Genomic DNA, 24,840 nt, shown 5'->3' with positions numbered 1-24,840 from the left:
AAGATGGACAAGGACAAGGAACAGGCCATGGCCCGCAAGGGTCGACATATCGGAGTGGTCATCGCCGTGACCATGCTGGTCTGGCTTGCCATGACCATGTTCATTGGCCCTGCGATGGAACTGCCGGGACGCTATGCGCTGCTGTTTGATTTTGCCGCGCTGGCCGGGTTCATCTATGCGGGCGTCAACATTTTTCAACTCTGGCGCATGCGTCAGGACAGCTGAAGGTAACACATGATGCTGAAGGATCAGGACAGGATCTTTACCAACATCTACGGGATGCATGAGCGTACATTGCGCGGTGCACAGGCCCGGGGGCATTGGGACGGCACCGCTGGCCTGATCGGCAACGGGCGCGACTGGATCATCCAGACGATGAAGGATTCAGGGCTGCGCGGCCGGGGCGGCGCGGGTTTTCCAACCGGTCTGAAGTGGTCCTTCATGCCCAAGGAAAGTGACGGTCGCCCGTCCTATCTGGTGGTAAATGCGGATGAATCCGAGCCTGGCACCTGCAAAGACCGTGAAATCATGCGCCACGATCCGCATACGCTTATCGAAGGCTGCCTGATCGCCTCTTTCGCGATGAATGCGCATACTTGCTATATCTACCTGCGCGGTGAATACATCCGCGAGCGTGAGGCGCTGCAGGCCGCGATTGACGAAGCCTATGACGCCGGTTTGTTGGGCAAGAACGCCGCTGGGTCAGGCTGGGACTTCGATCTGTTCCTGCATCACGGGGCGGGCGCCTATATCTGTGGTGAAGAAACTGCCCTGATCGAAAGCCTTGAGGGCAAAAAGGGCATGCCGCGGATGAAGCCGCCGTTCCCGGCGGGCGCAGGTTTGTATGGGTGCCCAACCACGGTGAACAATGTGGAATCCATTGCGGTAGTGCCGACGATCTTGCGTCGCGGGGCCGACTGGTTCGCAGGCTTTGGCCGTCAGAACAACGCGGGCACCAAGCTGTTTGCGATCTCGGGCCATGTGAACAATCCTTGCGTCGTTGAAGAGGCGATGTCGATTCCGTTTGAACAGCTGATCGAAACCCATTGCGGCGGCATTCGCGGCGGCTGGGACAATTTGCTGGCGGTTATTCCGGGTGGTTCGTCGGTGCCCTGTGTGCGCGGTGAGAATATGCGCGACGCGATCATGGACTTTGACCACCTGCGCAACGATCTGGGCTCGGGCCTGGGTACGGCTGCCGTGATCGTGATGGATAAATCCACCGATATAATCAAAGCGATCTGGCGATTGTCGAAGTTTTACAAACATGAAAGCTGCGGTCAGTGCACGCCGTGTCGCGAAGGCACCGGATGGATGATGCGCGTCATGGACCGCCTTGTGCGCGGTGAGGCCGAGTTGGAAGAGATCGACATGCTGTTTGACGTGACCAAACAGGTCGAAGGCCACACGATCTGTGCCCTCGGTGATGCGGCAGCCTGGCCAATCCAGGGCCTGATCCGCAATTTCCGGGAAGAAATCGAAGACCGCATCAAGGCCCAGAAATCGGGCCGCACGGGTGCGATGGCAGCGGAGTGATTCAAATGGAAGTATTCTCGGACTATGGCCATGCACTTGCATCGGTGATGATCTTCACCCTCGTCGTCCTGTTCCTAGCCCCATTTTCGGCAATGGCCAAACAGGGTAAGGGGCTGGCGCCAGGCGCCACGCCCGAGCAAGATTATTCAGACAGGGCCTATCGGTTGAACCGTGCCTATCTGAACGGCACTGAAACGCTTCCTGCTTTTGCGGCGGTGACGATCGCGGCAATTTTGTTGGGGGTCAGCCCGTTTTGGGTAAACTTGCTCGCCTCGGTGGCACTGGTTTCGCGTCTGGCAATGCTGTTTGTTCATCTGCGTGGACTGGGTAAGCCGAACTCTGGCTTGCGCTCGGTTCTTTACGTGGTTGCCTGGCTTTGCATGTTCGTGATGGGGATCATGGCATTGGTGGCGGCGTTTTAATGATTGAACGAACTGTTGATCTTGTGACCAGAACCAAGAATGTTTCCCTCATCGGCGCAGTTTTACTGCTGGTGGCGGTTTCGGCCTGCGGGCTGATTAAGCCTTCGGAAGATCGTATTCTATTCGATGGCAAGTCGTTCAGAGCCAAAGCAAAGCACATCAACAAAAAAGCGTCTCCTTCGGATTTCACCGTTGTGATCAAAGGAGTATCTGCCTCATTGGATGGTGCACGCGAGGCCGGCCGTTATGAGGGCACCAAGTTTTGCATCGCGAATTTCGGATCCTCCAGGATCGACTGGAAGGTCGGGCCGGATACCGAACCACAAAACCTTCAGATCAACGATGACAGACTAACCTTTGCCGGGAGCTGCCGCCGTCCATGAAGCGGGTTTTTGCATATCACGCCGTGACAGGCCCATTGCTATTGCATAGCAATGCTGGCCTCCGTCGTCTTGGTCTTTCCAAGACGAAAGGATTTGTCATGTCTGGTATCAAAATGCTTGCCGTTGCAACGGCGCTGACACTGCCTGCGGTTGCTTTGGCTAAACCTCCCTTGCGTGAAGTCAAAGAGATCGACAACGAACTCTATTACATCGCTATCGCGAACGAAATTTCGGAATACTGCCCCTCCATCAGCGGGCGGCGTATGAAGGCGATTGGTGTGATGTGGGGCTTGCGGTCGAAGGCGAACCAGTTGGGCTATTCCGACAGTGAAATCCGCTCCTATGTCGATTCGGATGCAGAAAAAGACCGAATGCGCGCCAAGGGCGAGGCCTATCTGGCCCAAAATGGCGTGTCGTATGGCCGGCCGAATTCTTTCTGTTCGCTTGGGCGTGCGGAAATTGAAAGAAACAGCGCCATCGGCGTGTATTTGAGGGCGAATTGAGTATGGGTTTCAGAGCTTTGATGATGGGCTTTGCTGGTGTTTTGCTTTTGGTCTTAGCTGGATGCGAGTCAACATCCAGCCAAGCTTTGGACGCTGACACATCTCGCGCTCAGTTTCGTACACAGGTTCCGCAGAGCCTCTATGATGTGGCCTTTGCCAACGCTATGGCAGAGCAGATTGCAGGCGGTTGTCCGAATTTGTCGCTCAATCGTTCGCAGATCAGGCAAAGCATGAAAACGGTAGCTGACGACCTAGAAGCCAAGGGGTATCGGGAAAGTGATTTTGTCTATCTCGAAAGAAATTTGCCGCGGAAGCGGATACAGGACGACGCTATTCGTTATATCCAAGGAAACGGCATCGTGATTGGCGTTCCAGATACGATGTGCTCGGCAGGGCGAAGCGAAATCGCCAAAAAATCTGCTATCGGCACATTCCTGAAAGGGTAGTTTAAATCATGTCTGACCTCCGCAAAGTTAACATCGACGGACAGGAAATCGAAGTCGATGGTGCGATGACCCTGATTCAGGCCTGCGAACAGGCCGGGGTCGAAGTGCCGCGCTTTTGCTATCACGAGCGTCTGTCGATTGCCGGGAACTGCCGGATGTGTCTGGTCGAAGTTGTTGGGGGGCCGCCCAAACCTGCGGCCTCTTGTGCCATGCAGGTGCGCGATCTTCGTCCAGGGCCGGAAGGGCAGGCACCGGTGGTCAAAACCAACTCGCCCATGGTCAAGAAGGCCCGCGAAGGAGTGATGGAGTTCTTGCTGATCAACCATCCACTGGATTGCCCGATCTGCGATCAGGGTGGCGAGTGCGATCTGCAGGATCAGGCGATGGCATATGGCATGTCGGGCACGCGGTTTAAGGAAGCCAAGCGCGCGGTCGATGATCTGGATCTGGGTCCGCTGGTTGGTACCGCGATGACCCGCTGCATCAGTTGCACCCGCTGCGTGCGCTTTACAACCGAAGTGGCCGGGATCACTCAGATGGGTCAAACCGGGCGGGGCGAAGACGCCGAGATCACGTCATATCTGAACCAGACGCTAGATTCGAATCTGCAAGGTAATATCATCGACTTGTGCCCCGTCGGGGCGCTGACCTCGAAACCCTATGCTTTCACCGCGCGCCCTTGGGAACTGACCAAGACCGAAAGCATCGACGTGATGGATGCATTGGGTTCGAACATTCGTGTGGATACCAAAGGGCGCGAAGTCATGCGCTTTTTGCCGCGCAATCATGATGGCGTGAACGAAGAATGGATCAGTGATAAGACGCGGTTTGTGTGGGACGGCCTGCGTCGTCAGCGGCTGGACAAGCCATACTTGCGTGAAAACGGTAAGCTGCGCCCGGCGACGTGGCCCGAGGCGTTGACCAAAGCGGCCGAGGCGTTGAAAGGGGCTGAAAAGCCCGCCGGTATCGTGGGCGACTTGGCCCCGGTCGAGGCTACGTTTGCTCTGAAGCAGATGATTGAAGGGCAGGGCGGGGTTGTCGAATGTCGTACCGATGGCGCCAAGTTGCCAACGGGCAACCGCGCGGCCTATGCCGGGACCGCCGCGATCGAAGATATCGACTGCGCCGAGCGCATTCTGCTGATCGGAACCAACCCGCGCGATGAGGCGCCGGTGCTGAACGCGCGCATTCGCAAAGCCTGGGCGCATGGGGCTGAGATTGCTGTGGTCGGCCCGGCAGTCGATCTGACCTATGACTACCACCATGTCGGCGATGATCGTGCGGCATTGCAGCAGGTGGTGGATATGGGCGGAGATGATGAGGTCAAGGGCAAACGCTCGTTGGTCATCATTGGTCAGGGTGCATTGCAGGAAGCGGATGGCGCTGCGGTTTTGGGCGCTGCGCAAACCATTGCGGCGAATACCGAAAGCGGTTTGATTGTCCTGCACACAGCCGCCTCACGTGTTGGTTCTATGGATGTCGATGCCACCAACGAAGGTGGCATGGATACAATCAGCGCGGCGGATGTGATCTATAATCTCGGTGCCGATGAAGTTGAAATCGGCGACGGCGCCTTTGTCATCTATCAGGGCAGCCATGGCGATCGAGGTGCGCACCGCGCCGACGTGATCCTGCCGGGCGCAGCCTATACCGAGGAAAACGGCCTGTTCGTGAACACCGAAGGCCGCCCGCAACTGGCGATGCGTGCCGGGTTTGCACCAGGTGAGGCTAAGGAAAACTGGGCGATCCTGCGCGCTTTGTCTGCCGAACTGGGTGCGACGCTGCCTTATGACTCGCTGGCGCAACTACGCACCGCGCTGATCGAGGCGGTGCCGCATCTGGCCCGTATCGACGAGGTGATCGAAAACGAGGTTCAGGCGCTGAAGCTCGGCCCTCTGGGCAAGGCGAGCTTCCGTCACACCGTCAAGGACTTCTACCTGAGCAACCCGATTGCACGGGCCTCGCAGTTGATGGCTGAGCTATCGGCGCAGACGCAGGCACGCAAAGGCGAAAAGATCGCGGCGGAATGAACCGAAACTCTGTCATATCGCATTTCGACCCTGTGCTGGTCGGACAGGGGCTCGCCCCTGTTTTGCCTATGAAACGGAATAAAAAGGGTGGCGTAGAGGCTGCAGATGCTGTTTACACCAACGCGCCGACCCAGACGCACTTTACGCAGGCACATGGCCTTAGCATTTCGTGCGGAAAACGGAATACCCACGGTGTGAGGACCAATGGCTGAATTCTTTAACACCCCAGGCGGAATAGCCCTCATCATTCTGGCACAAGTGCTTGCCGTTGTGGCCTTTGTGATGATCTCGCTGTTGTTCCTTGTCTATGGAGACCGGAAGATCTGGGCGGCGGTTCAGATGCGCCGTGGCCCCAACGTGGTGGGCGTCTATGGCCTGCTGCAATCGGTGGCCGACGCGCTGAAATATGTTGTTAAAGAGGTGGTTATCCCAGCGGGTGCAGACCGCACCGTCTTTATCCTCGCGCCGTTGACCTCATTTGTTCTGGCGATGATCGCCTGGGCCGTGATTCCGTTCAACGACGGCTGGGTGCTGTCGGATATAAATGTCGCCATCCTGTATGTCTTCGCCGTGTCCTCGTTGGAGGTTTATGGCGTGATCATGGGGGGGTGGGCGTCGAACTCAAAGTACCCTTTCCTTGGCTCATTGCGCTCTGCCGCTCAGATGATTTCCTACGAGGTCTCGATTGGTCTGATCATCATCGGTGTGATCCTGTCGACCGGGTCGATGAACTTCGGTGACATCGTGCATGCGCAAGACGGGCGCTTTGGGTTCTTCAGCTGGTACTGGTTGCCGCATTTCCCAATGGTCTTCCTGTTTTTCATCTCGGCGCTGGCCGAAACCAACCGCCCACCGTTTGACCTGCCAGAGGCGGAATCCGAACTGGTCGCGGGCTATCAGGTCGAATACTCGGCCACGCCTTTCCTGTTGTTCATGGCTGGCGAATATATCGCCATTTTCCTGATGTGCGCGCTGACCACGCTGCTGTTTTTCGGCGGCTGGCTGTCCCCGATCCCGGGCCTGCCCGACGGCGTGTTGTGGATGGTCGCTAAGATGGCGTTCTTCTTCTTCCTCTTCGCAATGGTCAAGGCGATCACGCCGCGCTACCGCTATGACCAGCTGATGCGGCTGGGTTGGAAAGTCTTCCTGCCCTTCTCGCTGGCTTGGGTAGTCTTCGTGGCCTTTGCGGCGAAATTCGACTGGTTCTGGGGTGCATTCGCCCGCTGGAGCGTAGGAGGCTGACATGACCCAAATCGACTACACCCGCGCCGCCAAGTACTTCCTGCTACAGGACTTCTGGGTCGGCATGAAGCTGGGACTGAAGTACTTCTTCGCACCGAAGGCCACCCTGAACTACCCGCATGAAAAGGGTCCTCTGTCTCCGCGTTTTCGCGGTGAACACGCCCTGCGTCGTTACCCCAACGGTGAAGAACGCTGTATTGCCTGCAAACTCTGCGAGGCGATCTGCCCTGCACAGGCCATTACAATCGACGCCGAACCGCGCGAAGATGGCAGCCGCCGTACCACGCGCTATGACATCGACATGACCAAGTGCATCTATTGCGGTTTCTGCCAAGAGGCCTGCCCGGTCGATGCCATCGTCGAAGGTCCGAATTTCGAATTCGCCACGGAAACCCGCGAAGAGTTGTTCTACGACAAGGAAAAACTGCTCGACAACGGCGAGCGCTGGGAAGCCGAGATCGCCCGCAATCTGGAAATGGACGCGCCGTACCGATGACTGACGCCCCGACAAATCCGTTTGAGCTGATGATGAAGCAGGCGCAGGACATGGCCAAGGCGATGAACCCTGCGATGGAGAGCTTCTCGCCCAAAGGGTTCGAAACTCTATGGCCGACCATGCCGAAAGAAGTCATGGAGATGATGTTCGGCAACACCGTCAACAAAGACGGGTTGGATGCCAAGACCCGCCTGTTGCTGACACTGGCCGGGCTGACCTGTCAGGGCGCGCAGGCGGATGCGGCGGTGCGTCAGACCGTGCGCCACGCTGTGGAAGCCGGTGCCAAGAAACAAGAGATCGTGGAAACGATCGGTCAGATGTCGGTCTTTGCCGGCATCCCGGCCATGACCCGCGCGCTGGAATTGGCGCAAGAGGTCATGGGCGATAACGAGGATGAGGATCAATGACCGTCTTTGCCTTCTATCTGTTCGCCATCAGCGCCATCACCGGCGGGCTGTTCACGGTGATCAGCCGCCAGCCGGTGCATTCCGTGCTGTGGTTGATCCTGTCCTTCCTGTCCGCGGCAGGATTGTTTGTGCTGCTGGGGGCTGAGTTCGTGGCGATGCTGCTGATCATCGTCTATGTCGGCGCGGTCGCGGTTCTGTTCCTGTTCGTCGTGATGATGCTGGACGTGGATTTTGCTGAGCTCAAGGCCGAGATGGCACGCTATATGCCGCTGGCCTTGCTGATCGGTCTGGTCATCCTGATGCAGTTTGTCATGGCCTTTGGGGCTTGGGACAGCGCGCAAGGTGCTGCGGCCAATCTGGCTCAGCCGGTCCCGGCGGACCGCCACAACACCGAGGCGCTGGGCGTTATTCTTTACGATCAATACTTCCTTCTGTTCCAGCTTGCGGGCCTGATCCTGCTGGTGGCCATGATCGGAGCCATCGTGCTGACCCTGCGCCACCGTCAGGACATCAAGCGTCAGGACATCATCGGCCAGATGATGCGCGACCCGGCCAAGGCGATGGAACTGAAAGACGTGAAACCGGGGCAGGGGTTGTGAAAAAAGTAACGAAGCATATCCTAGCGATCTGTTTCGCTTGGGTTGCGTCAAGCGGTGCTTCCTACGCTTGTTCGTCAGCCTCTATGGCGGGAGTCCTGATGGATACGGGTACAGAGTATCATTGGGATGTCCTCGAAAAGATCCGCGACCAAGAAGGTGGTGAGGGCATATTTCCGGTTGCCCGTGGGCAGTACTGCAGTTTTGCCTTTGCTGGCGAATACGATAATTATTTTGGTACACCAGTTAACAAGATCAAATCAGGCTTGCTGGTGCAAACGGTCCACAGTCTGGATGCTTGTAATCCTGAAACCAACTTGGTGATCACCGATTGCCAGAATGTGCAGGCTGCCATCCTGCTTGGGAAAGGACCTTATCCGGAAGAAGGTCAAGCTCACATTGCGGGATATACGCCAAGCCTAATTGGACACCATCTAGCGCCCGAAGGCCCGCTAGAGCTTTCTGAAATTGACAACGTTAGTGATTTGCGCGCCCAAGCGTCGGAGATTGGACTTCGTTCATACGACGAAAGCGAATTCGAGGAATTCTACAAATACCGTTTGGGCAACGATTCGATAGACGCTTTTTGCGGCTGCAAACTTTACTACCCCGACTCGCCAGGAGCGAAGCTATGATCGGACTTGAACACTATCTTACGGTCGCGGCGACGCTGTTCGTCATCGGCATCTTCGGTCTCTTCCTGAACCGCAAGAACGTCATCATCCTGCTGATGAGCATCGAACTGATGCTGCTGGCGGTGAATATCAACCTTGTGGCGTTCTCCAGCTTCCTGGGCGATCTGGTCGGGCAGGTGTTTACGCTGTTCGTGCTGACCGTGGCGGCGGCCGAGGCCGCGATCGGGCTGGCCATTCTGGTCTGTTTCTTCCGCAACCGCGGCTCGATCGCGGTTGAAGATGTCAATATGATGAAGGGGTAAGGGCACATGGAAACCACCATCCTCTTTGCCCCGCTGGTGGGCGCGCTGCTCTGCGGGTTCGGCTGGAAATTCATTGGCGAGAAAGCCGCCATGTGGACCGCCACGGGTCTGTTGTTTCTGGCCTGTCTGTTGTCGTGGATCGTCTTCCTGACGTTCGACGGCCACACCCAGCAGATCGAGATCATGCGCTGGATCGAGAGCGGATCATTGTCGACAAGCTGGGCCATTCGTCTGGACCGGCTGACCGCGATTATGTTGATCGTGGTGACGACCGTCTCGGCGCTGGTGCACCTGTATTCCTTTGGCTACATGGATCACGATCCGCAATGGCGCGAAGGCGAAAGCTATAAGCCACGCTTCTTTGCCTATCTGTCCTTCTTTACCTTTGCCATGCTGATGCTAGTGACGGCGGACAATCTGGTTCAGATGTTCTTTGGCTGGGAAGGTGTGGGCGTCGCGTCCTATCTGCTGATCGGGTTCTATTACCGCAAGCCAAGCGCCAATGCGGCGGCGATGAAGGCGTTTATCGTCAACCGGGTTGGGGACTTTGGCTTTGCGCTTGGCATCTTTGCGCTATTCCTGCTGACCGACAGCATCAATTTCTCGGACATCTTCGCCTCTGCCCCGGCATTGGCCGAAGAGAAGCTGCACTTCCTGTGGGGTGAATGGACCGCGATCGAAGTGATCTGCGTTCTGCTGTTCATCGGTGCCATGGGCAAATCGGCACAGTTGTTCCTGCACACCTGGTTGCCGGACGCGATGGAAGGTCCGACGCCTGTATCAGCCCTGATCCACGCCGCGACCATGGTGACTGCGGGTGTATTCCTGATCTGCCGCATGTCTCCGCTGATGGAGTTCGCGCCGGGTGCGACCGGGTTCATCACCTTCCTTGGTGCGTCGACGGCGTTCTTTGCCGCGACCGTGGGTTTGGTGCAGACCGATATCAAACGCGTCATCGCTTATTCGACCTGCTCGCAGCTGGGTTACATGTTCGTCGCCGCGGGCGTTGGTATGTACTCGGCTGCCATGTTCCACCTGTTGACGCACGCGTTCTTCAAGGCGCTGCTGTTCCTTGGCGCTGGTTCCGTGATCCACGCGATGCATCACGAGCAAGAGATGACCGAGTATGGCGGATTGCGGAAGAAGATCCCTTATACGTTCTGGGCGATGATGATCGGGACGCTGGCCATTACGGGTGTTGGCATTCCGTTGACCCATATCGGGTTTGCCGGGTTCCTGTCCAAAGATGCAATCATCGAAAGCGCCTTTGCCGGCGGAACGGGTTATGCGTTCTGGATGCTGGTGATTGCGGCGGTATTTACGTCATTCTACAGCTGGCGTCTGATTTTCCTGACCTTCTATGGCGAGCCGCGCGGGGACAAGCACACGCATGACCATGCGCATGAAAGCCCGTTGGTCATGCTGGTTCCGCTGGGCGTTCTGTCGCTGGGTGCGGTTTTCGCCGGGATGATCTGGTATGGCAACTTTTTTGGCCACACCGACAAGGTCGGCCAGTTCTATGGCATTCCGGTTGCAGAGGCTTCGGTGGATGGCCACGCGGCAGAGGGCGCGCATGGGGACGATACCCATGCCGAAGATGATCACGGCGACGATACGCATGCGGATGCCGGTCACGCGGAGGACAGCCATGGTGAGAAGGACGCGCAGGGCGGCGATCACCATTATGCCTTTGTTGGGACGCCCGGAGAAGGCGCGCTCTACATCGCACCGGACAATCATGTGCTGGACGATGCGCATGCTGTTCCGAAATGGGTCAAGGTCTCACCCTTCGTTGCGATGCTGCTTGGTTTCATCGTGGCCTATTGGTTTTATATCGTGAATACGACGTTGCCCGCGCGCTTGGCAGCAAACCAGCGTCCGCTTTATCTGTTCCTGCTGAACAAATGGTACTTTGATGAGATCTATGACGCGATCTTCGTCAAACCTTTCTTGGCACTTGGGCGGTTCCTGTGGAAACGCGGCGACGGCAACACGATTGACGGTTTCCTGAACGGGGTAGCGATGGGCATCGTGCCATTCTTCACCCGCCTCGCAGGCAAGGCGCAGACTGGTTACATATTTACCTATGCCTTCTGGATGGTCCTGGGAATTGCTGCCCTGGTCACCTGGATGTCGATCGGCGGAGGCGCACACTAATGGACAATATCCTCTCGATCGTCACCTTCATCCCCGCAGCGGCGGCCGCCATACTGGCGCTGTTTCTGCAGGGCGACGACGCAGCCGCGCAACGCAATGCCAAATGGGTGGCCATGGTTGCGACGACGGTGACCTTCCTGGTCTCGGTTGGCATCTATACTGGCTTTGATCCTGAAAACACCGGCTTCCAGATGGTGGAAGAGGGCCAGTGGCTGATGGGTCTGAAATACAAGATGGGTGTGGATGGCATCAGCGTCCTGTTCGTGTTGCTGACCACTTTCATTATGCCGCTGACAATTCTGGCCAGCTGGAATGTGACAGACCGCGTCAAGGAATACATGATTGCTTTCCTGCTGCTGGAAACGCTGATGCTTGGCGTGTTCATGGCGCTGGACCTGGTGCTGTTCTACCTGTTCTTCGAAGCGGGTCTGATCCCGATGTTCCTGATCATCGGCATCTGGGGTGGTAAAGAGCGCATCTATGCCAGCTTCAAGTTCTTCCTCTACACGTTCCTTGGCTCTGTGCTGATGCTGGTGGCTATGGTTGCGATGTATGCGGATGCAGGCACGACGGATATCGAAGCGCTGATGGCGCATCATTTCTCGTCCGACAGCTTTACCGTTCTGGGCATCCATATCGTAGGCGGTATGCAGACGCTGATGTTCCTGGCGTTCTTTGCCTCATTTGCGGTGAAGATGCCGATGTGGCCGGTCCACACCTGGCTGCCGGATGCACACGTGCAGGCGCCGACCGCAGGGTCGGTCGTGCTGGCGGCGATCCTGCTGAAGATGGGTGGCTATGGCTTCCTGCGGTTCAGCCTGCCGATGTTCCCGGTGGGGTCGGCGGTGATGACCGATCTGGTGCTGTGGATGTCGGCCATCGCTGTGGTTTACACATCGCTGGTTGCACTGGTGCAGGAGGACATGAAAAAGCTGATTGCTTATTCCTCGGTCGCGCATATGGGATTTGTCACCATGGGCATCTTTGCGGCAAACCAGCAGGGTGTCGATGGAGCCATCTTCCAGATGCTCAGCCACGGGTTCATCTCGGCGGCGCTCTTCCTGTGTGTCGGCGTGATCTATGACCGGATGCACACCCGCGATATCGAGGCCTATGGCGGTCTGGTAATCAGGATGCCTGCCTACGCGCTGGTCTTCATGCTGTTCACCATGGCCAATGTTGGCCTGCCGGGCACCAGTGGGTTCATCGGAGAGTTCCTGACCCTGATGGGCGCATTCCAGGTCAATACCTGGGTGACTGCTGTGGCCGCGACTGGTGTTATCTTCTCGGCGGGATATGCTTTGTGGCTGTATCGTCGAGTCGTATTTGGGGATCTTATCAAAGAAAGCCTCAAGGCGATGACTGATATGAGCTCGCGCGAGCGGTTGATATTTGCCCCCCTGATCGTCATGACGATCCTGCTGGGTGTGTATCCATCGCTGGTAACAGATGTGATTGGCAACTCGACTGCCGCGCTGATTTCGAACTATGATACGGCTCTGGCCGCGGCTGAGACCGCGACCCAGACAGCCGCCTCGCATTAAGGAGGCTTTGGAGACATGATCCAGGCTGATCTGACAATTATCCTGCCAGAGATCGTTCTGGCACTATATGCGATGGCGGCATTGCTTGCGGCTGTTTACACCACCAAGGACGGGCTTGCGCCGACATTGGTCTGGGTGACAGCAGGGCTGATGGCGCTGCTGGCGTTCTGGATCGCCACCAATGGCGACGGAACGAACATCGCGTTTAACGGCATGTTCGTTGATGACGGATTCGCGCGCTTTGCCAAAGTGGCGATCCTGCTATCTGCCGCAGCCGTTTTGATGATGAGCCAGGACTATATGACCCGCCGCGGGTTGTTGCGTTTCGAATACCCTTTGCTGGTGGCGCTTGCCGCTGTCGGCATGATGATGATGGTCAGCGCGGGTGACCTGATGTCTCTGTATATGGGGCTCGAGCTGCAGTCGCTGGCACTTTACGTTGTGGCTGCGCTGCGTCGTGACAGCGCCAAATCCACCGAGGCTGGCCTGAAATATTTCGTTCTGGGCGCGCTTAGCTCGGGCTTGCTGCTGTATGGGGCTTCGCTTGTCTACGGCTTTACGGGTACCACGCTGTTCTCGGGCATCATTCAAACAGCTCACCACGGCGATGTGACCCTCGGGTTGCTGTTCGGGTTGATCTTCCTGATCTCGGGGCTCGCGTTCAAGGTTTCGGCTGTTCCGTTCCACATGTGGACGCCGGATGTCTATGAAGGATCGCCCACACCAGTCACTGCCTTCTTCGCCACGGCGCCCAAAGTGGCCGCCATGGCCCTGTTTGCCCGCGTGTTGCACGACGCATTTGGAGGTGTCGTGAAGGACTGGCAGCAGGTGATCGTACTCTTGTCTGTTCTGTCTATGCTGTTGGGGGCCGTGGCTGCCATCGGACAACGCGACATTAAACGGCTGATGGCGTTTTCGTCGATTGCCCATATGGGGTATGCGCTGATCGGACTGGCGGCTGGGACCGAGCTGGGTATCAAGGCGATGCTGATGTATCTGGCGATTTACGTGACCATGAATGTCGGAACTTTCGCCTTTATCCTGATGATGGAACGGGACGGTAAACCTGTTACCGACATTGACGCCTTGCGCCAGTATTCCAAACGCGATCCGGGTAAGGCTCTGGCCGTGCTGATCCTGATGTTCAGCCTTGCCGGTGTTCCACCGATGCTTGGGTTCTTTGCGAAATTCGGCGTCTGGCAAGCGGGTATTGAGGCTGGCCTGACCGGTCTGGTTATCATGTCTGCCATCGCCTCGGTGATCGGTGCATTCTATTACCTACGGATCGTATACTATATGTATTTCGGTGCCGAGAATGACGACCCGATCGACGCAAATTCGTCTCCGGTTCTATGGGTTGCTCTGATGGGGTCAGCTGCATTGATGTTGGTTGGCGTATTCTATCAGTTTGGGATTGAGGGCGCAGCGGCAGCTGCAGCGGCGACGCTTGTTAACTGATTTCGACCATTGCCCGCGGCCTATTGTTCTTGTGACATGAGCGATTGGCCGGATGGATATGGCCTGCATGTATTGCAAGAGGTCGATAGCACTCTGAACGAAGCCGCCCGGATCGCGCCGATGGCTCAGGGTCCGGTCTGGATCCTGGCGCACCGCCAGACACAGGCGCGCGGTCGGCGCGGACGGGTCTGGACAAACCCCGAGGGAAATCTTGCCGCAACGCTGCTGATGCGGCCCGCAGGACGCCCGGAACAGGCCGCTCTGCGCAGTTTTGTCGCCGCCTTGGCCCTGTTTGATGCATGTGTGGCGGTTACCGGGCGCATATCGGGTTTGTCGCTAAAATGGCCCAATGATGTGTTGCTGAACGGTGGCAAGCTTGCGGGGATACTGCTGGAAAGTACCGGGCAGGGGCGGGACGTCTCGCATTTGGCAATCGGCATCGGCGTCAATCTCGCGCAGGCACCGGCTGCAGATAAAGTCGAACCAGGTGCGCTAAGGCCGGTTTCGCTGTTGTCCGAGACAGGGGCAGATGTCACCACCGAAGACTTTTTGACCGAGCTTGCATCGGCCTATGCGCGTTTCGAGGCCCAGTTTGTAACCTACGGGTTCGAACCCATCCGCTCTGCTTGGTTGTCCCGCGCAGCTAAGCTGGGTGAGGTCATCACCGCGCGTACTGTCACCACTGAGACCGTCGGGACCTTCGAAACGGTGGACGCACGGGGTAACCTTGTCCTAAACACCGCGAAGGGCCGCGTCAGCATACCTGCGGCAGACGTATTTTTCTGAAAGGGGCACCAATGCTTCTAGCCATCGACTGCGGCAACACCAATACCGTTTTCTCGATCTGGGACGGTGAGGAATTTGTCTGCACGCTGCGCACGTCTACGCACCATGCCCGAACGGCGGATGCCTATTTCACCTGGTACTCTACGCTGGTCAAACATTATGAGATCGAAGCTGATATCACCGATGTGATTATCGCCTCGACCGTGCCGCGTGTGGTTTTCAATCTGCGCGTCTTTGCGGACCGGTTTTTTGGCTGTCGCCCATTGGTCGTGGGCAAGCCAGAGTGTCTGCTGCCTGTCAGCCCGCGCATAGACGAGGGTACGGTCCCTGGCCCGGATCGCCTGGCCAATGCTGCCGGGGCGTTTGAACGGCATGGCGGGGATGTGGTTGTTGTCGATTTTGGAACGGCCACCAACTTTGACGTGGTGTCTTCGGATGGAGCATATGTCGGCGGCATCATCGCCCCAGGTGTAAACCTGAGCCTTGAAGCGTTGCACCAGGGGGCCGCCGCGTTGCCGCATATCGACATTACACGTCCCGAAAAAGTGATCGGAACAAATACGGTTGGCTGCATTCAATCTGGCGTGTATTGGGGCTATTCCGGTCTGATCGAAGGGCTGATTGCCCGGATCAAGACGGAATACGGCATGCCGATGAAAGTCGTGGGAACCGGGGGGCTTGCGCCTCTGTTCGATCAGGCAGATGTTGGGTTTGACGCTATAGAAGACGATTTGACGATGCACGGACTGACCGTGATCCATCGCTATAACAAGGAAAATGGCTCAACATGAGCAGTGAACGACTGATCTATCTGCCCCTGGGCGGGGCGGGCGAAATTGGGATGAATGCCTATGTCTATGGCTATGGCAAGCCGGGAAAGGAGAAGCTGATCCTTGTCGATCTTGGTGTAACCTTCCCAGATATGGACACAACACCCGGTGTCGACCTGATCCATGCCGATATCAACTGGCTAAAAGAACGTGCCGACCGGCTTGAGGCGGTATTCGTCACCCATGCCCACGAAGATCATGTCGGCGCTGTGGCGCATTGCTATGACGACTTGGGCGCCCCGATCTATGCACGCGCTTTCACCGCAAATCTCGCACGTCGCAAGATGGAAGAGAAAGCCCATCCGACAGACGCGGTTCAGACCCTGTCAGCCTGGCCTGAACAGGTGACGGTTGGCCCGTTTACAGTCGGGTTTTTGCCGGTATCGCACTCGATCCCCGAAAGTGCGGCGCTTGTCATAGACTCGCCTGCGGGGCGGATCGTGCATACAGGGGATTTCAAGCTGGATGCCAACCCTGTGGTAGGTGAACCGTTTGATCAGGACCTTTGGGCAGAGACTTCAAAGGACGGTGTGAAAGCATTGGTCTGCGACAGCACAAATGTGTTTTCAACGCATGCGGGCCGCTCGGAATCCGAGGTAGGGCCCGAGATCACCAAATTGGTCGAAAATGCCAAATCAATGGTGGTTGCGACGACTTTTGCCTCGAATGTCGCACGGGTGAAGACGCTGGCCGAGGCTGGGCAGCGCGCGGGACGCTCGGTCGTTCTGTTGGGTCGTGCGATGCGGCGGATGATCGAGGCCGCGACGGAAACCGGTATTCTCACGGATTTTCCCAAGGTTATCAGCGCCGAAGAGGCCGTAGATATCCCGCGCCAGAACCTGATGCTGATCGTAACCGGCAGCCAGGGCGAACGCCGTGCGGCCAGTGCCCAGCTTGCACGCGGTAAATACCGCGGGATCGAGTTGAAGGAAGGCGATCTGTTCCTGTTCTCGTCGAAGACGATACCGGGCAATGAGAAGGGCGTAATCTTCATCATGAACCAGCTCAGCGAAAAAGGCGTTGATGTGGTGGATGACAGCTCGGGTCTGTATCACGTCTCTGGCCATGCCAACCGGCCTGATCTGGAAAAAGTGCACGCCATAGTCAACCCGCAGATGGTTATTCCCATGCATGGTGAACACCGACATCTGCGCGAACATGCTAAACTGGCCGAAGCGGGTGGTCGTACCGGGGTTGTGGCAGTCAATGGCACGATGCTGGATCTCAGCGGCAATGCCCCCAAGGTCGTCGACTACGTCGAGACAGGCCGAACTTATCTGGATGGAACCGTAAAGGTCGGAGCCTTGGATGGAGTTGTCCGCGACCGCATTCGCATGGCCTTGAACGGGCATGTAACCGTGACGGTTATTTTAGACGAAGAAGACGAACCGTTGGGTGAACCTTGGTGCGATACGATGGGTTTGGCCGAGACCGGAACATCGCGCGCAGCACTGGTCGAAGTTCTGGAAGAGGACCTGAACCAGTTCCTCATGCGGGCGGATGCCAAAACCCGGCGCGACGATGACAAGCTGGAAGAGGCACTGCGCCGGATCGTGCGTCAGACAGCAAAGACCGAGATCGGCAAAAAGCCCGAGGTGACCACGGTGATCAGCCGAATGAAGTAGGTTCGGCTAGAAGTCCTGTTCGGACATTGGATAGCCTTTGATCTGTAAGAACAGGCTTTGTTCTTCTTGATTGAGGAAGAACGGAACGCTGTGGGGTGGTTCGGGTCGTGTGACCCGGGCTGCGACTTCGGCCAGAACAACTTCGGTTATGAAGGGAAGATCAAGCTCGCGCGCCTTGTTCAACGGAACCCATTGCAGGTGAGACAACTCATCCGAAGCGCGGCCAAAGTCATCCAGATCGCCTTGCAGGGCGTCTGCATCTACCAAAAAGAATCGTGCATCGAACCGGCGCGTACGGCCGGGCGGGGTGACGGCGCGAAAAACAAACTGCAATGCCTGTGCAGAGGGCAGAAATCCTGCCTCTGCATAGCTTTGCCAGTCAATCGGCACCTCACCTGTCCAAGCGCCGGGAACTCCAAGCACCAGGCCGGTTTCCTCCCAGAGCTCGCGGATTGCGGCGGCCGCCAAAGCATTCTGCAGCCCGGGCGGAGACTGTTCAGTAAGCCGATCGCGGCAGAGCTGGGACATGTCAGCCGATAGCGAGACCAGAGCGTCCTCTGCGTCTACCGCGCCACCTGGAAACACGAATTTGTTCGGCATAAAAACGGCTTTTGCGCCCCTTTGACCCATCAAAATGGAAGGGTTCGTCATCCGGTCCCGCAACACGATAACGGTTGCAGCGTCCCGTATAGCCGTTTTGTCTGTACTCATCTCAGGGCCGACCCAATCATTCCAGTCATCGGTCCGTTTCGAACCCATGCATCCGTCGTGCCCACTGATAGGCGACAACGGCCCCTTTCATTCGCGGTAGCAGGAACAGTGTCAAGGCTGTACATCCGAATGCAAAAATCAGGAACATGTTCAGCGGGTCAGGGCGCCACTGGACATAAGAGATGTGCAAAGCGGGCGCCAGCAGGTGACCGACCAACAGGATCGTCAGATAGGCTGGACCGTCATCCGCACGGTGATGAAACAGTTCCTGACCACAGCTGCTGCAGCTGTCATTCACCTTCAGGTAGCTGTGCAACAGCTTGCCTTCACCGCATTTTGGGCAGCGGCAACGGAAGCCTTTGATTAGCGCAGGCCGGGTTGGACGGTCGTTCTCGGATATTGTGTCGATCGTTTGATCTGTCATTTTGAAACTCGCGCATTCAGATTGCCCTGATATTGCGCTTGTTTTGCCCCACAGAAAAGGGGGGTGCGTCGCTTTGTGCCGCGATGAGATGTCCGGAAATTATGAGGTCGATGGCAGTGAGCAACAGAAAAAATTCAAATTGGGCGACGGAAACCGAAAACTGCACCGTTTTAACCTATGTGAGCAGCGACAAACCGGTCGCGAGAAACAAAGGAAAACGATATGAAAAGCGCGAAACTTATCCCGGCCATTCTGGTATCGGCCATTGCATTGACAGGCACAACCGCCTTGGCTGTCGGTCCGAAAGGCCGAGAGGACGTGACCTTTCAAGAGCTGGACCTGAACAATGATGGTCAGGTCACGCAGGAAGAAATGCAAACCTATAGGCAACAGCGTTTCACCAATGCCGACACCAATGGCGACGGCATGTTGAGCGTCGACGAGATGCAAGCGGCTAGCCAGAAGAAGGCGAATGAGCGTGTGAATCAAATGTTCGAAAAGCACGATGCCAATCAGGATGGCCTCTTATCCGATGATGAGTTGCCCAAGCCGCGCCGTGCTGGCAAGATGTTTGACCGCATCGACGCGGACAAAAATGGCACGATCTCGGAACAGGAATTTGCCGATGCGAAAAACCGGATGGGCTGGCATCACAAAAAACGTGACAAGGCTGGCACCGACGACAGCTAATGAAGGATGCGGGACCTGAGTACCTCATCAACGGGGGCTCGCAGCCAAAGTCAGGCTGCGGGCGACCCCGGAGACGATGCATTGTTGCGGCGGTTCGCCGAGGGTGACGCTGATGCGGCACGCATTTTGACCGATCGGCTTGGGCCGCGCAGTTTTTCGGTGGCGCTCAGGCTGTTGAACGACCGGGCCGAAGCCGAAGATGTCACACAGGAAGCCATGATGCGCCTATGGAAGATGGCGCCGGATTGGGTTGCTGGACAGGCAAAGGTGTCGACTTGGCTTTACCGGGTCGCTCTGAACCTGTGTGTCGATATTCGGCGGAAGAAATCGGCGGACAGTCTTTCTGATGTTGCCGAACCTGAAAGCGATGCGATCAGTGCAACCGAACACCTTCAGGATGCCGCCAGGTTGGACGCACTGCAGTTCGCGTTGGCGCAACTTCCGGACCGGCAACGTCAGGCTGTTGTCTTGCGCCACATCGAAGAGTTGCCCAATCCCGAAATCGCGGGAATCATGGATATTTCCGTCGAAGCTGTAGAGAGTCTGACAGCTCGGGGAAAGCGGGCACTGGCACAGCAGTTAGCCGCAAGAAGAGACGAGTTGGGATATGCCGATGGATGAAAATAGCGACCTGAATCACCTGTTTTTACGTGCTCGTCAAGAAAATGAGCCGTTACCCGATGCACTCGCCCTTCGTATTCTGGCCGATGCGGAAACCGTTCGTTTGCAAGGGCTTCAGAAATCACCCCAAGGGTTCTGGGCACAGGCATTGGATAGTTTCTTTGGCTGGCAGGGGATGGGAGGTCTGGCGGCCGCGGGCATTGCTGGCATCTGGATTGGATTGACTGCCCCGGCCTTTTTGCCCGATCCGGCGACGTTGCTTTATTCGCAATCCTCTGGATTTGAGGTTGCGGATATGGATCTGAATACAATCTTCCTGGAGGAAGGCGAATGAGCGAACAGTCAAAACCTAAACGCCGGTGGATGCCTGTCCTGCTGATCGTGTCCCTTGCTATCAATCTGCTAGTCATCGGTGCGGTTGTTGGCACGGCGCTGCGCGTCAGAAACAATGACCACGTCAAAGCCCCTCCGGGATTTGGATCGGCGCTTTATCGCGCGCTTCCCAAGCATGAACGCCAGGCGATGCGGGCCGAGCTTTCGGGCCTGCACCGCCAAGGTGTCGATCATCGGACGGCGGATTTTCAAGCCCTTGGCGACGCACTTCGCGCCGAACCCTTCGCGGCTGACGCTGTAGAGATTTTGTTGGGTCAGCAGGCGCAGGTGATGTCAGAGATGCAGTCTGCTTTGCAGGAACAGTGGCTGATCCGTGTGTCAGCCATGAGCCCGAAAGAACGCGTCGAATACGCTGATCGTCTGGAAGATGTGGTGCACCGAAAATCGAAAGCGGGCAGAAAACACGACTGACCGGATCAGGCTGCGTGATCCTGGACCATGACCTGATTGCGTCCCGCCTTTTTCGCAGCATACAGGGCTGTATCCGCAGATTTTATCATGTTGTCCAATGGTGCGGGTGGGATGCCCTGGCGAAACGTGTTGTCATCAGCTGTAATGAGGCCGATGCTGATTGTCACTGCGATTGGTTCGGCGGCCTCGGATAGGTCAAATGGACACTGGCAGATGTCGTCGCAGACGGTTCGTGCGATCCCCAATGCTCGAGGCCCCGTAGTTTCAGGCAGACCGATCAAGAATTCTTCGCCACCGATCCGTGCCACAAAGCCGTCAGAACCAATGGAATTGCGCATGCGCTCGGCTGTTTCGATCAAGACCTGATCGCCTCCGGCATGGCCAAACTTGTCGTTGATTGATTTGAAATGGTCCAGATCGGCCACCATCACGGTAAACCCGAGCCCGGTCTGCGCAGACTGCCGGGCGATTTGCTTCAATGCTCGCATTGCATAGCGGCGGTTATGCAGGCCGGTCAGTGGATCCACCCAGGATTCCGCGATGCCACGCCGCAAAGAATCCCGCATCTGGTCAATTCGGCTTTTGCGGGCGAGCTGGTTATCAAGCCGCAACAGAGTTTCACGGGGGCAGAACCCCGCCATACAGATGGCATCCGCGCCACGATCCAGCGCTTCGGCAGCCAGAGACGCGTCATCCTTTCTCAAGATGCCGATCAGCACCGTGTGCCGTGTTGCCCCGCGCGATTTCAAATCCGCCAGAATACTCAGGCCTGAAGATTCGCCATCAATTTCGACAATAATCGCGTCCGGGATGGGGCCAGAAAGCAGGCGGTGAAGGTTCGATATCGTGTGAATTGACAGACTGTGATGCGTATGTTCGGACAGCGCCTTCTGCCAAAGTGCCCCGGTTTTAGCGGATTGCGTCAGTAGGGCGGCGCGCGCAGCTTTGGGTGGCGTAGCAAAGGCGCTTGTCGCTTCGGCAAATCCCAAACATGGCGATCCGCTATTGTCTTGCAATTCCTGCGTATCGGCGCGTGCCCGTAACAAGCTGCGAACCCGAGCTAACAACAACGTGTCCTTGAACGGGTGCGCCAATACATCGTCCAACCCATCTGACAATGCCCTCAACCTAGCGGATTTGTCGTTTTGCGGCGCGATAGCGACAATGGGTATATCCGCCAGATCCGGGTCGGCCATTACCACTTTCTTGACATCAGCCGCCGTTCCATCCGGCAATGACTGCGCGGTTAAGATCAAATCGGGGCGCACACGTTTCAGCAGCCCATCAAGACCCCGCAGATTTTCCCCCTGTGCGACGTGATACCAGGCTGCAGTAAGCTGTACCTTCAGCATAATTCGATTGGTTGAGGTCCCGTCCAGGACAAGGATCGTTCCTTGCACCGACATATCAGTCACCGTTGATTGCATGCGTTGCTAAAGTGTTTATGACTCTGGTTAACAAACCCTTTCCAATATCAGATCAGGGGCTTCTTTATGCCAATTTCCGCTCAATCCGCCGAAACGCTGGCGCTGAATGCCCTTGCCTGGCTTGTGGGCAATGATGACCTGCTGCCTGTATTTCTGGGTTCGACGGGGGCTTCGGTGCAGGACATCAAAGACAGGGCAGCAGAGCCGGAGTTTCTGGGCTCTGTTCTGGATTTTCTAATGCTTGACGATTCGTGGGTAGTCGAGTTTTGTGACGTCAATTCTGTGCCGTATGATCAGCCGGGCCAGGCCCGCGCCTTGTTGTCCGGCGGCGCGGAAGTTCATTGGACCTGAAAGCCTACCGGGCAGGAGTTTCACAATGCCAATCCAAGCCATCCTGTTTGACAAAGACGGTACCCTGTTTGATTTCGCGGAAACCTGGGGCTCGTTCGGGCGCAATTTTTTACTGCGAGTGACGAACGGAGATCATGCCCGGGCAGCCGAGCTTGGGCAGGTGATCGGCTTTGACCTCGAACAGGTTGCCTATTCTGAGGACAGTGTTGTCATTGCGGGCACCGTCGAAGAAATCGCCGAGGTTCTAGAGCCGCACCTCCCGGAAATGCCGCGCGAAGAGTTGGTGGATCTGTTGAATGCCGAGTCGGCCTCATCTCCGCAAGCCCAGGCCGTTCCACTTATCCCGTTCCTTGAGGGGCTGCGTGAGGCAGGGCTGAAACTGGGTGTTGCGACCAATGACGGAGAAATGCCCGCATCCGAGCATCTTTCGTCTGCAGGAATCCGCGAACATTTCGATTTTGTCGCCGGTTATGACAGTGGGCACGGATTCAAGCCAGGCCCGGGTCAACTCTTCGCCTTTGCGCAGCATGTGGGGGTAAACCCAGAAAACATAGCAATGGTGGGCGACAGCCTGCATGATCTGCAGGCCGGACGGGCAGCAGGTATGAAGACGATCGGGGTTCTGACGGGTCTGGCGCGTGCAGAAACGCTCGAAGCGATGGCCGATGTCGTCTTGCCAAACATCGGACATATACCTGCTTGGTTGTACGAAAATGCGTGATCGGGCTGTGAATTCGGCGGTTCAGACGTCGAAACCGACATAGCCTGTCGCAGACAGAGCGGCCAACAGTACGCGTTCGGGGCTTGCTTCTAGAAAGCCAAGTTCCGAGGAGTGTCCAATGACCGACAAGAAAGCACGCAGAGGTCGCAGCGGAGGACGGGCCGGTGCCGCCGAGAGACGGGGCGCAGCGGTTATTGATCAGATGCCGTGGAGCCCTCCGATCAACACCGACAAACCAACCGAACCGTTGGACGAGATCGGCGTCGCGGCGATCCACGAGGGCGCAATGCGGATTCTCGAAGAGATCGGGATCGAGTTCTACAACGAAGAGGCAATCGGAATCCTGCGTGAGGCCGGATGTACGATCAACGGCGACAACGTTCGAATGGGCCGGGACTTTGTCATGGAAATGGTGCGTAAAGCCCCATCCACCTTTACCATCACACCGCGTAATCCCGACCGCGCAATCGAGATCGGGGGCAAAAACCTGCTGTTCGGAAATGTGTCGTCCCCGCCGAACTACTGGGATATGGAGATTGGCACCAAGGTACCGGGAAATCGCGAGATGTGCCGGAACCTGTTGAAGCTGACGCAGTATTTCAACTGTATCCATTTTGCCGGCGGATACCCGGTCGAGCCAGTGGATATACATGCCAGCGTCCGGCATCTGGATGTTCTGTACGACAAGCTGACTCTGACCGATAAGGCGATGCATGCCTATTCGCTGGGCAAGGAACGCGTCGAAGACGTCATGGAAATGGTGCGGATTGCAGGGGGTCTGAGCCATGAAGAATTCGAAGCCAAGCCGAGGATGTATACCAACATCAACTCGACCTCGCCGTTGAAGCACGATCAGCCCATGATCGACGGTTGCCTGAGGTTGGCGCGGCGCGGGCAGGCGATTGTTGTGACGCCGTTCACCTTGGCCGGGGCGATGGCCCCCGTCACAATGGCCGGTGCAGTAGCGCAATCCCTGGCTGAGGCTCTGTGCGCGATTGCATTGTTCCAATATGTGCGACCAGGGATTCCTTGTGTCATCGGTACGTTCACCTCGAATGTGGATATGAAATCTGGTGCTCCGGCTTTTGGAACGCCGGAATACATGCGGGCGACACAGATGACCGGCCAGATGGCCCGATTTTACGACCTGCCCCTGCGGTCTTCGGGTGTCTGCGCGGCAAACGTTCCGGATGGCCAATCTGTGTGGGAGACCTCGAACTCATTATGGGCGGCGGTGCAATCGGGCACCAACATGGTCTATCACGCTGCAGGTTGGCTTGAGGGTGGCCTGATCGCAAGCCCTGAAAAGTTCATTATGGATTGCGAGATATTGCAGCAAATTCAGCGGTATATGCAGCCGGAATTGACGGCAACCGGCCCTGATGAGATTGCTCTGGATGCGATCCGGTCAGTCGGCAATGACGGGCATTTCTTTGGCATTCAGCACACTCAGGACCGCTATACCACCGCGTTTTATCAGCCGTTTCTGAGTGACTGGAAGAACTATGAGGGTTGGGAAGTCGCAGGAGGCGTCTGGACCGCTGAGCGCGCGCATCACGTGTTCAAGGAAATCATCACCAGCTTTGAAGCTCCGGCAATGGATGAGGGCATCCGGGAAGAGCTTGCCGACTTTGTTGCACGACGCAAAACCGAAGGCGGAGCGCCGACAGATTTCTAGCGTAATCTCAGTCAC

General features: G+C 56.8%; 29 protein-coding genes. 26 read left to right on the top strand and 3 right to left on the bottom strand.

The features are described 5' to 3' along the window. Nucleotides 1–3 precede the first annotated feature (3 nt). The 19 genes from FN806_RS05735 (at nt 4) to FN806_RS05645 (ending at nt 17,398) form a co-directional block, all read left to right on the top strand. Nucleotides 4–225, top strand: coding sequence for a DUF5337 domain-containing protein (locus FN806_RS05735; RefSeq protein ID WP_142634889.1), 222 nt, complete (start codon nt 4–6; stop codon nt 223–225). A gap of 12 nt (nt 226–237) precedes the next feature. Beyond that, entirely contained in the window at nt 238–1,536 is a 1,299-nt protein-coding gene (gene nuoF / locus FN806_RS05730; protein WP_142635179.1) for an NADH-quinone oxidoreductase subunit NuoF, read from the top strand. A 5-nt stretch (nt 1,537–1,541) separates the two neighbouring features. Next, nucleotides 1,542–1,958 carry an MAPEG family protein gene (locus FN806_RS05725; protein ID WP_142634887.1) on the top strand — a complete coding sequence of 139 codons (417 nt, stop codon included), beginning with the start codon at nt 1,542–1,544 and terminating at the stop codon, nt 1,956–1,958. Further along, the gene (locus FN806_RS05720) at nt 1,958–2,341 is read left to right on the top strand and encodes a hypothetical protein (RefSeq protein ID WP_142634885.1); all 384 of its coding nucleotides are present in this window, start codon (nt 1,958–1,960) and stop codon (nt 2,339–2,341) included. Before FN806_RS05725 ends, FN806_RS05720 begins: the two co-directional genes overlap by 1 nt. Then, nucleotides 2,338–2,844: a DUF5333 domain-containing protein gene (locus tag FN806_RS05715; RefSeq protein WP_246097151.1), complete on the top strand. Its 507-nt coding sequence runs from the start codon at nt 2,338–2,340 to the stop codon at nt 2,842–2,844. The genes FN806_RS05720 and FN806_RS05715 overlap by 4 nt, the downstream gene beginning before the upstream one ends. Nucleotides 2,845–2,864: 20 nt before the next feature. Continuing rightward, nucleotides 2,865–3,290, top strand: coding sequence for a DUF5333 family protein (locus FN806_RS05710; protein ID WP_142634883.1), 426 nt, complete (start codon nt 2,865–2,867; stop codon nt 3,288–3,290). Between the two features lie 8 nt (nt 3,291–3,298). Beyond that, nucleotides 3,299–5,320, top strand: a complete 2,022-nt coding sequence (nuoG, locus tag FN806_RS05705) for an NADH-quinone oxidoreductase subunit NuoG (protein WP_142634881.1) — start codon at nt 3,299–3,301, stop codon at nt 5,318–5,320. A 204-nt stretch (nt 5,321–5,524) separates the two neighbouring features. Further along, on the top strand, nt 5,525–6,562 hold the full coding sequence (nuoH, locus tag FN806_RS05700) for an NADH-quinone oxidoreductase subunit NuoH (protein ID WP_142634879.1): 1,038 nt from the start codon (nt 5,525–5,527) through the stop codon (nt 6,560–6,562). Nucleotide 6,563: 1 nt separating this feature from the next. Next, a complete protein-coding gene (gene nuoI / locus FN806_RS05695) occupies nt 6,564–7,058 on the top strand; it encodes an NADH-quinone oxidoreductase subunit NuoI (RefSeq protein WP_037307839.1) in 495 nt (164 codons plus the stop codon). Continuing rightward, nucleotides 7,055–7,465, top strand: a complete 411-nt coding sequence (locus FN806_RS05690) for a carboxymuconolactone decarboxylase family protein (protein WP_142634878.1) — start codon at nt 7,055–7,057, stop codon at nt 7,463–7,465. Before nuoI ends, FN806_RS05690 begins: the two co-directional genes overlap by 4 nt. Then, nucleotides 7,462–8,064 carry an NADH-quinone oxidoreductase subunit J gene (locus tag FN806_RS05685; RefSeq protein ID WP_039534292.1) on the top strand — a complete coding sequence of 201 codons (603 nt, stop codon included), beginning with the start codon at nt 7,462–7,464 and terminating at the stop codon, nt 8,062–8,064. The genes FN806_RS05690 and FN806_RS05685 overlap by 4 nt, the downstream gene beginning before the upstream one ends. A gap of 98 nt (nt 8,065–8,162) precedes the next feature. After that, a complete protein-coding gene (locus FN806_RS05680) occupies nt 8,163–8,696 on the top strand; it encodes a hypothetical protein (RefSeq protein ID WP_142634876.1) in 534 nt (177 codons plus the stop codon). Then, nucleotides 8,693–8,998, top strand: coding sequence for an NADH-quinone oxidoreductase subunit NuoK (nuoK, locus tag FN806_RS05675; RefSeq protein ID WP_050602759.1), 306 nt, complete (start codon nt 8,693–8,695; stop codon nt 8,996–8,998). The genes FN806_RS05680 and nuoK overlap by 4 nt, the downstream gene beginning before the upstream one ends. Before the next feature lie 6 nt (nt 8,999–9,004). Continuing rightward, the gene (nuoL, locus tag FN806_RS05670; RefSeq protein WP_142634874.1) at nt 9,005–11,155 is read left to right on the top strand and encodes an NADH-quinone oxidoreductase subunit L; all 2,151 of its coding nucleotides are present in this window, start codon (nt 9,005–9,007) and stop codon (nt 11,153–11,155) included. Further along, on the top strand, nt 11,155–12,699 hold the full coding sequence (locus FN806_RS05665) for an NADH-quinone oxidoreductase subunit M (RefSeq protein ID WP_142634872.1): 1,545 nt from the start codon (nt 11,155–11,157) through the stop codon (nt 12,697–12,699). The genes nuoL and FN806_RS05665 overlap by 1 nt, the downstream gene beginning before the upstream one ends. 15 nt (nt 12,700–12,714) lie before the next feature. After that, a complete protein-coding gene (gene nuoN / locus FN806_RS05660; protein ID WP_142634870.1) occupies nt 12,715–14,157 on the top strand; it encodes an NADH-quinone oxidoreductase subunit NuoN in 1,443 nt (480 codons plus the stop codon). Nucleotides 14,158–14,193: 36 nt separating this feature from the next. After that, nucleotides 14,194–14,943: a biotin--[acetyl-CoA-carboxylase] ligase gene (locus FN806_RS05655; RefSeq protein WP_142634868.1), complete on the top strand. Its 750-nt coding sequence runs from the start codon at nt 14,194–14,196 to the stop codon at nt 14,941–14,943. 11 nt (nt 14,944–14,954) lie between these two features. Continuing rightward, nucleotides 14,955–15,734 carry a type III pantothenate kinase gene (locus FN806_RS05650; protein ID WP_142634866.1) on the top strand — a complete coding sequence of 260 codons (780 nt, stop codon included), beginning with the start codon at nt 14,955–14,957 and terminating at the stop codon, nt 15,732–15,734. Beyond that, on the top strand, nt 15,731–17,398 hold the full coding sequence (locus FN806_RS05645; protein WP_142634864.1) for a ribonuclease J: 1,668 nt from the start codon (nt 15,731–15,733) through the stop codon (nt 17,396–17,398). Before FN806_RS05650 ends, FN806_RS05645 begins: the two co-directional genes overlap by 4 nt. Nucleotides 17,399–17,404: 6 nt before the next feature. Here the strand turns inward: FN806_RS05645 and FN806_RS05640 are convergent, their stop codons facing one another. Beyond that, nucleotides 17,405–18,109, bottom strand: a complete 705-nt coding sequence (locus FN806_RS05640) for an NUDIX hydrolase (RefSeq protein ID WP_142634862.1) — start codon at nt 18,107–18,109, stop codon at nt 17,405–17,407. A 25-nt stretch (nt 18,110–18,134) separates the two neighbouring features. Continuing rightward, the gene (locus FN806_RS05635; RefSeq protein WP_142634860.1) at nt 18,135–18,533 is read right to left on the bottom strand and encodes a DUF983 domain-containing protein; all 399 of its coding nucleotides are present in this window, start codon (nt 18,531–18,533) and stop codon (nt 18,135–18,137) included. Nucleotides 18,534–18,755: 222 nt separating this feature from the next. Between FN806_RS05635 and FN806_RS05630 the strand changes: the two genes are divergently transcribed. From FN806_RS05630 to FN806_RS05615, 4 genes are read left to right on the top strand one after another with little or no spacing between them, the layout of a single operon-like run. After that, nucleotides 18,756–19,223, top strand: a complete 468-nt coding sequence (locus FN806_RS05630; RefSeq protein WP_142634858.1) for an EF-hand domain-containing protein — start codon at nt 18,756–18,758, stop codon at nt 19,221–19,223. Between the two features lie 6 nt (nt 19,224–19,229). Continuing rightward, nucleotides 19,230–19,844: an RNA polymerase sigma factor gene (locus tag FN806_RS05625; protein WP_142634856.1), complete on the top strand. Its 615-nt coding sequence runs from the start codon at nt 19,230–19,232 to the stop codon at nt 19,842–19,844. Further along, entirely contained in the window at nt 19,831–20,178 is a 348-nt protein-coding gene (locus FN806_RS05620) for a hypothetical protein (protein ID WP_142634854.1), read from the top strand. Before FN806_RS05625 ends, FN806_RS05620 begins: the two co-directional genes overlap by 14 nt. After that, nucleotides 20,175–20,648 carry a periplasmic heavy metal sensor gene (locus FN806_RS05615; RefSeq protein ID WP_142634852.1) on the top strand — a complete coding sequence of 158 codons (474 nt, stop codon included), beginning with the start codon at nt 20,175–20,177 and terminating at the stop codon, nt 20,646–20,648. Before FN806_RS05620 ends, FN806_RS05615 begins: the two co-directional genes overlap by 4 nt. A 5-nt stretch (nt 20,649–20,653) precedes the next feature. Here FN806_RS05615 and FN806_RS05610 read toward each other — a convergent pair whose 3' ends face one another. Continuing rightward, the gene (locus tag FN806_RS05610; RefSeq protein WP_142634851.1) at nt 20,654–22,054 is read right to left on the bottom strand and encodes a diguanylate cyclase; all 1,401 of its coding nucleotides are present in this window, start codon (nt 22,052–22,054) and stop codon (nt 20,654–20,656) included. A gap of 87 nt (nt 22,055–22,141) precedes the next feature. Here FN806_RS05610 and FN806_RS05605 point away from each other — a divergent pair, with 87 nt between their 5' ends. The 3 genes from FN806_RS05605 to FN806_RS05595 all read left to right on the top strand — a co-directional run bounded on the left by FN806_RS05605 (nt 22,142) and on the right by FN806_RS05595 (nt 24,825). After that, nucleotides 22,142–22,426, top strand: a complete 285-nt coding sequence (locus FN806_RS05605) for a DUF3572 domain-containing protein (RefSeq protein ID WP_142634849.1) — start codon at nt 22,142–22,144, stop codon at nt 22,424–22,426. A 25-nt stretch (nt 22,427–22,451) separates the two neighbouring features. Then, nucleotides 22,452–23,147 carry an HAD family hydrolase gene (locus FN806_RS05600; protein ID WP_142634847.1) on the top strand — a complete coding sequence of 232 codons (696 nt, stop codon included), beginning with the start codon at nt 22,452–22,454 and terminating at the stop codon, nt 23,145–23,147. Between the two features lie 118 nt (nt 23,148–23,265). Further along, the gene (locus FN806_RS05595; protein ID WP_142634845.1) at nt 23,266–24,825 is read left to right on the top strand and encodes a trimethylamine methyltransferase family protein; all 1,560 of its coding nucleotides are present in this window, start codon (nt 23,266–23,268) and stop codon (nt 24,823–24,825) included. Nucleotides 24,826–24,840 lie beyond the last annotated feature (15 nt).

This window comes from Ruegeria faecimaris (assembly GCF_900182615.1).
In the GTDB taxonomy this organism is placed as follows: domain Bacteria; phylum Pseudomonadota; class Alphaproteobacteria; order Rhodobacterales; family Rhodobacteraceae; genus Ruegeria; species Ruegeria faecimaris.
Note: the sequence above shows the minus strand (reverse complement) of the source record. Positions and strands in the feature narration are given on the sequence as shown.

What these genes read in the sequence shown, in the direction of transcription:
- FN806_RS05735 (WP_142634889.1), top strand. Translation starts at nt 4, where the DNA reads ATGGACAAGGACAAGGAACAGGCCATGGCCCGCAAGGGTCGACATATC.
- nuoF (WP_142635179.1), top strand. Translation starts at nt 238, where the DNA reads ATGCTGAAGGATCAGGACAGGATCTTTACCAACATCTACGGGATGCAT.
- FN806_RS05725 (WP_142634887.1), top strand. Translation starts at nt 1,542, where the DNA reads ATGGAAGTATTCTCGGACTATGGCCATGCACTTGCATCGGTGATGATC.
- FN806_RS05720 (WP_142634885.1), top strand. Translation starts at nt 1,958, where the DNA reads ATGATTGAACGAACTGTTGATCTTGTGACCAGAACCAAGAATGTTTCC.
- FN806_RS05715 (WP_246097151.1), top strand. Translation starts at nt 2,338, where the DNA reads ATGAAGCGGGTTTTTGCATATCACGCCGTGACAGGCCCATTGCTATTG.
- FN806_RS05710 (WP_142634883.1), top strand. Translation starts at nt 2,865, where the DNA reads ATGATGGGCTTTGCTGGTGTTTTGCTTTTGGTCTTAGCTGGATGCGAG.
- nuoG (WP_142634881.1), top strand. Translation starts at nt 3,299, where the DNA reads ATGTCTGACCTCCGCAAAGTTAACATCGACGGACAGGAAATCGAAGTC.
- nuoH (WP_142634879.1), top strand. Translation starts at nt 5,525, where the DNA reads ATGGCTGAATTCTTTAACACCCCAGGCGGAATAGCCCTCATCATTCTG.
- nuoI (WP_037307839.1), top strand. Translation starts at nt 6,564, where the DNA reads ATGACCCAAATCGACTACACCCGCGCCGCCAAGTACTTCCTGCTACAG.
- FN806_RS05690 (WP_142634878.1), top strand. Translation starts at nt 7,055, where the DNA reads ATGACTGACGCCCCGACAAATCCGTTTGAGCTGATGATGAAGCAGGCG.
- FN806_RS05685 (WP_039534292.1), top strand. Translation starts at nt 7,462, where the DNA reads ATGACCGTCTTTGCCTTCTATCTGTTCGCCATCAGCGCCATCACCGGC.
- FN806_RS05680 (WP_142634876.1), top strand. Translation starts at nt 8,163, where the DNA reads ATGGATACGGGTACAGAGTATCATTGGGATGTCCTCGAAAAGATCCGC.
- nuoK (WP_050602759.1), top strand. Translation starts at nt 8,693, where the DNA reads ATGATCGGACTTGAACACTATCTTACGGTCGCGGCGACGCTGTTCGTC.
- nuoL (WP_142634874.1), top strand. Translation starts at nt 9,005, where the DNA reads ATGGAAACCACCATCCTCTTTGCCCCGCTGGTGGGCGCGCTGCTCTGC.
- FN806_RS05665 (WP_142634872.1), top strand. Translation starts at nt 11,155, where the DNA reads ATGGACAATATCCTCTCGATCGTCACCTTCATCCCCGCAGCGGCGGCC.
- nuoN (WP_142634870.1), top strand. Translation starts at nt 12,715, where the DNA reads ATGATCCAGGCTGATCTGACAATTATCCTGCCAGAGATCGTTCTGGCA.
- FN806_RS05655 (WP_142634868.1), top strand. Translation starts at nt 14,194, where the DNA reads ATGAGCGATTGGCCGGATGGATATGGCCTGCATGTATTGCAAGAGGTC.
- FN806_RS05650 (WP_142634866.1), top strand. Translation starts at nt 14,955, where the DNA reads ATGCTTCTAGCCATCGACTGCGGCAACACCAATACCGTTTTCTCGATC.
- FN806_RS05645 (WP_142634864.1), top strand. Translation starts at nt 15,731, where the DNA reads ATGAGCAGTGAACGACTGATCTATCTGCCCCTGGGCGGGGCGGGCGAA.
- FN806_RS05640 (WP_142634862.1), bottom strand. Translation starts at nt 18,109, where the DNA reads ATGAGTACAGACAAAACGGCTATACGGGACGCTGCAACCGTTATCGTG.
- FN806_RS05635 (WP_142634860.1), bottom strand. Translation starts at nt 18,533, where the DNA reads ATGACAGATCAAACGATCGACACAATATCCGAGAACGACCGTCCAACC.
- FN806_RS05630 (WP_142634858.1), top strand. Translation starts at nt 18,756, where the DNA reads ATGAAAAGCGCGAAACTTATCCCGGCCATTCTGGTATCGGCCATTGCA.
- FN806_RS05625 (WP_142634856.1), top strand. Translation starts at nt 19,230, where the DNA reads ATGCGGGACCTGAGTACCTCATCAACGGGGGCTCGCAGCCAAAGTCAG.
- FN806_RS05620 (WP_142634854.1), top strand. Translation starts at nt 19,831, where the DNA reads ATGCCGATGGATGAAAATAGCGACCTGAATCACCTGTTTTTACGTGCT.
- FN806_RS05615 (WP_142634852.1), top strand. Translation starts at nt 20,175, where the DNA reads ATGAGCGAACAGTCAAAACCTAAACGCCGGTGGATGCCTGTCCTGCTG.
- FN806_RS05610 (WP_142634851.1), bottom strand. Translation starts at nt 22,054, where the DNA reads ATGTCGGTGCAAGGAACGATCCTTGTCCTGGACGGGACCTCAACCAAT.
- FN806_RS05605 (WP_142634849.1), top strand. Translation starts at nt 22,142, where the DNA reads ATGCCAATTTCCGCTCAATCCGCCGAAACGCTGGCGCTGAATGCCCTT.
- FN806_RS05600 (WP_142634847.1), top strand. Translation starts at nt 22,452, where the DNA reads ATGCCAATCCAAGCCATCCTGTTTGACAAAGACGGTACCCTGTTTGAT.
- FN806_RS05595 (WP_142634845.1), top strand. Translation starts at nt 23,266, where the DNA reads ATGACCGACAAGAAAGCACGCAGAGGTCGCAGCGGAGGACGGGCCGGT.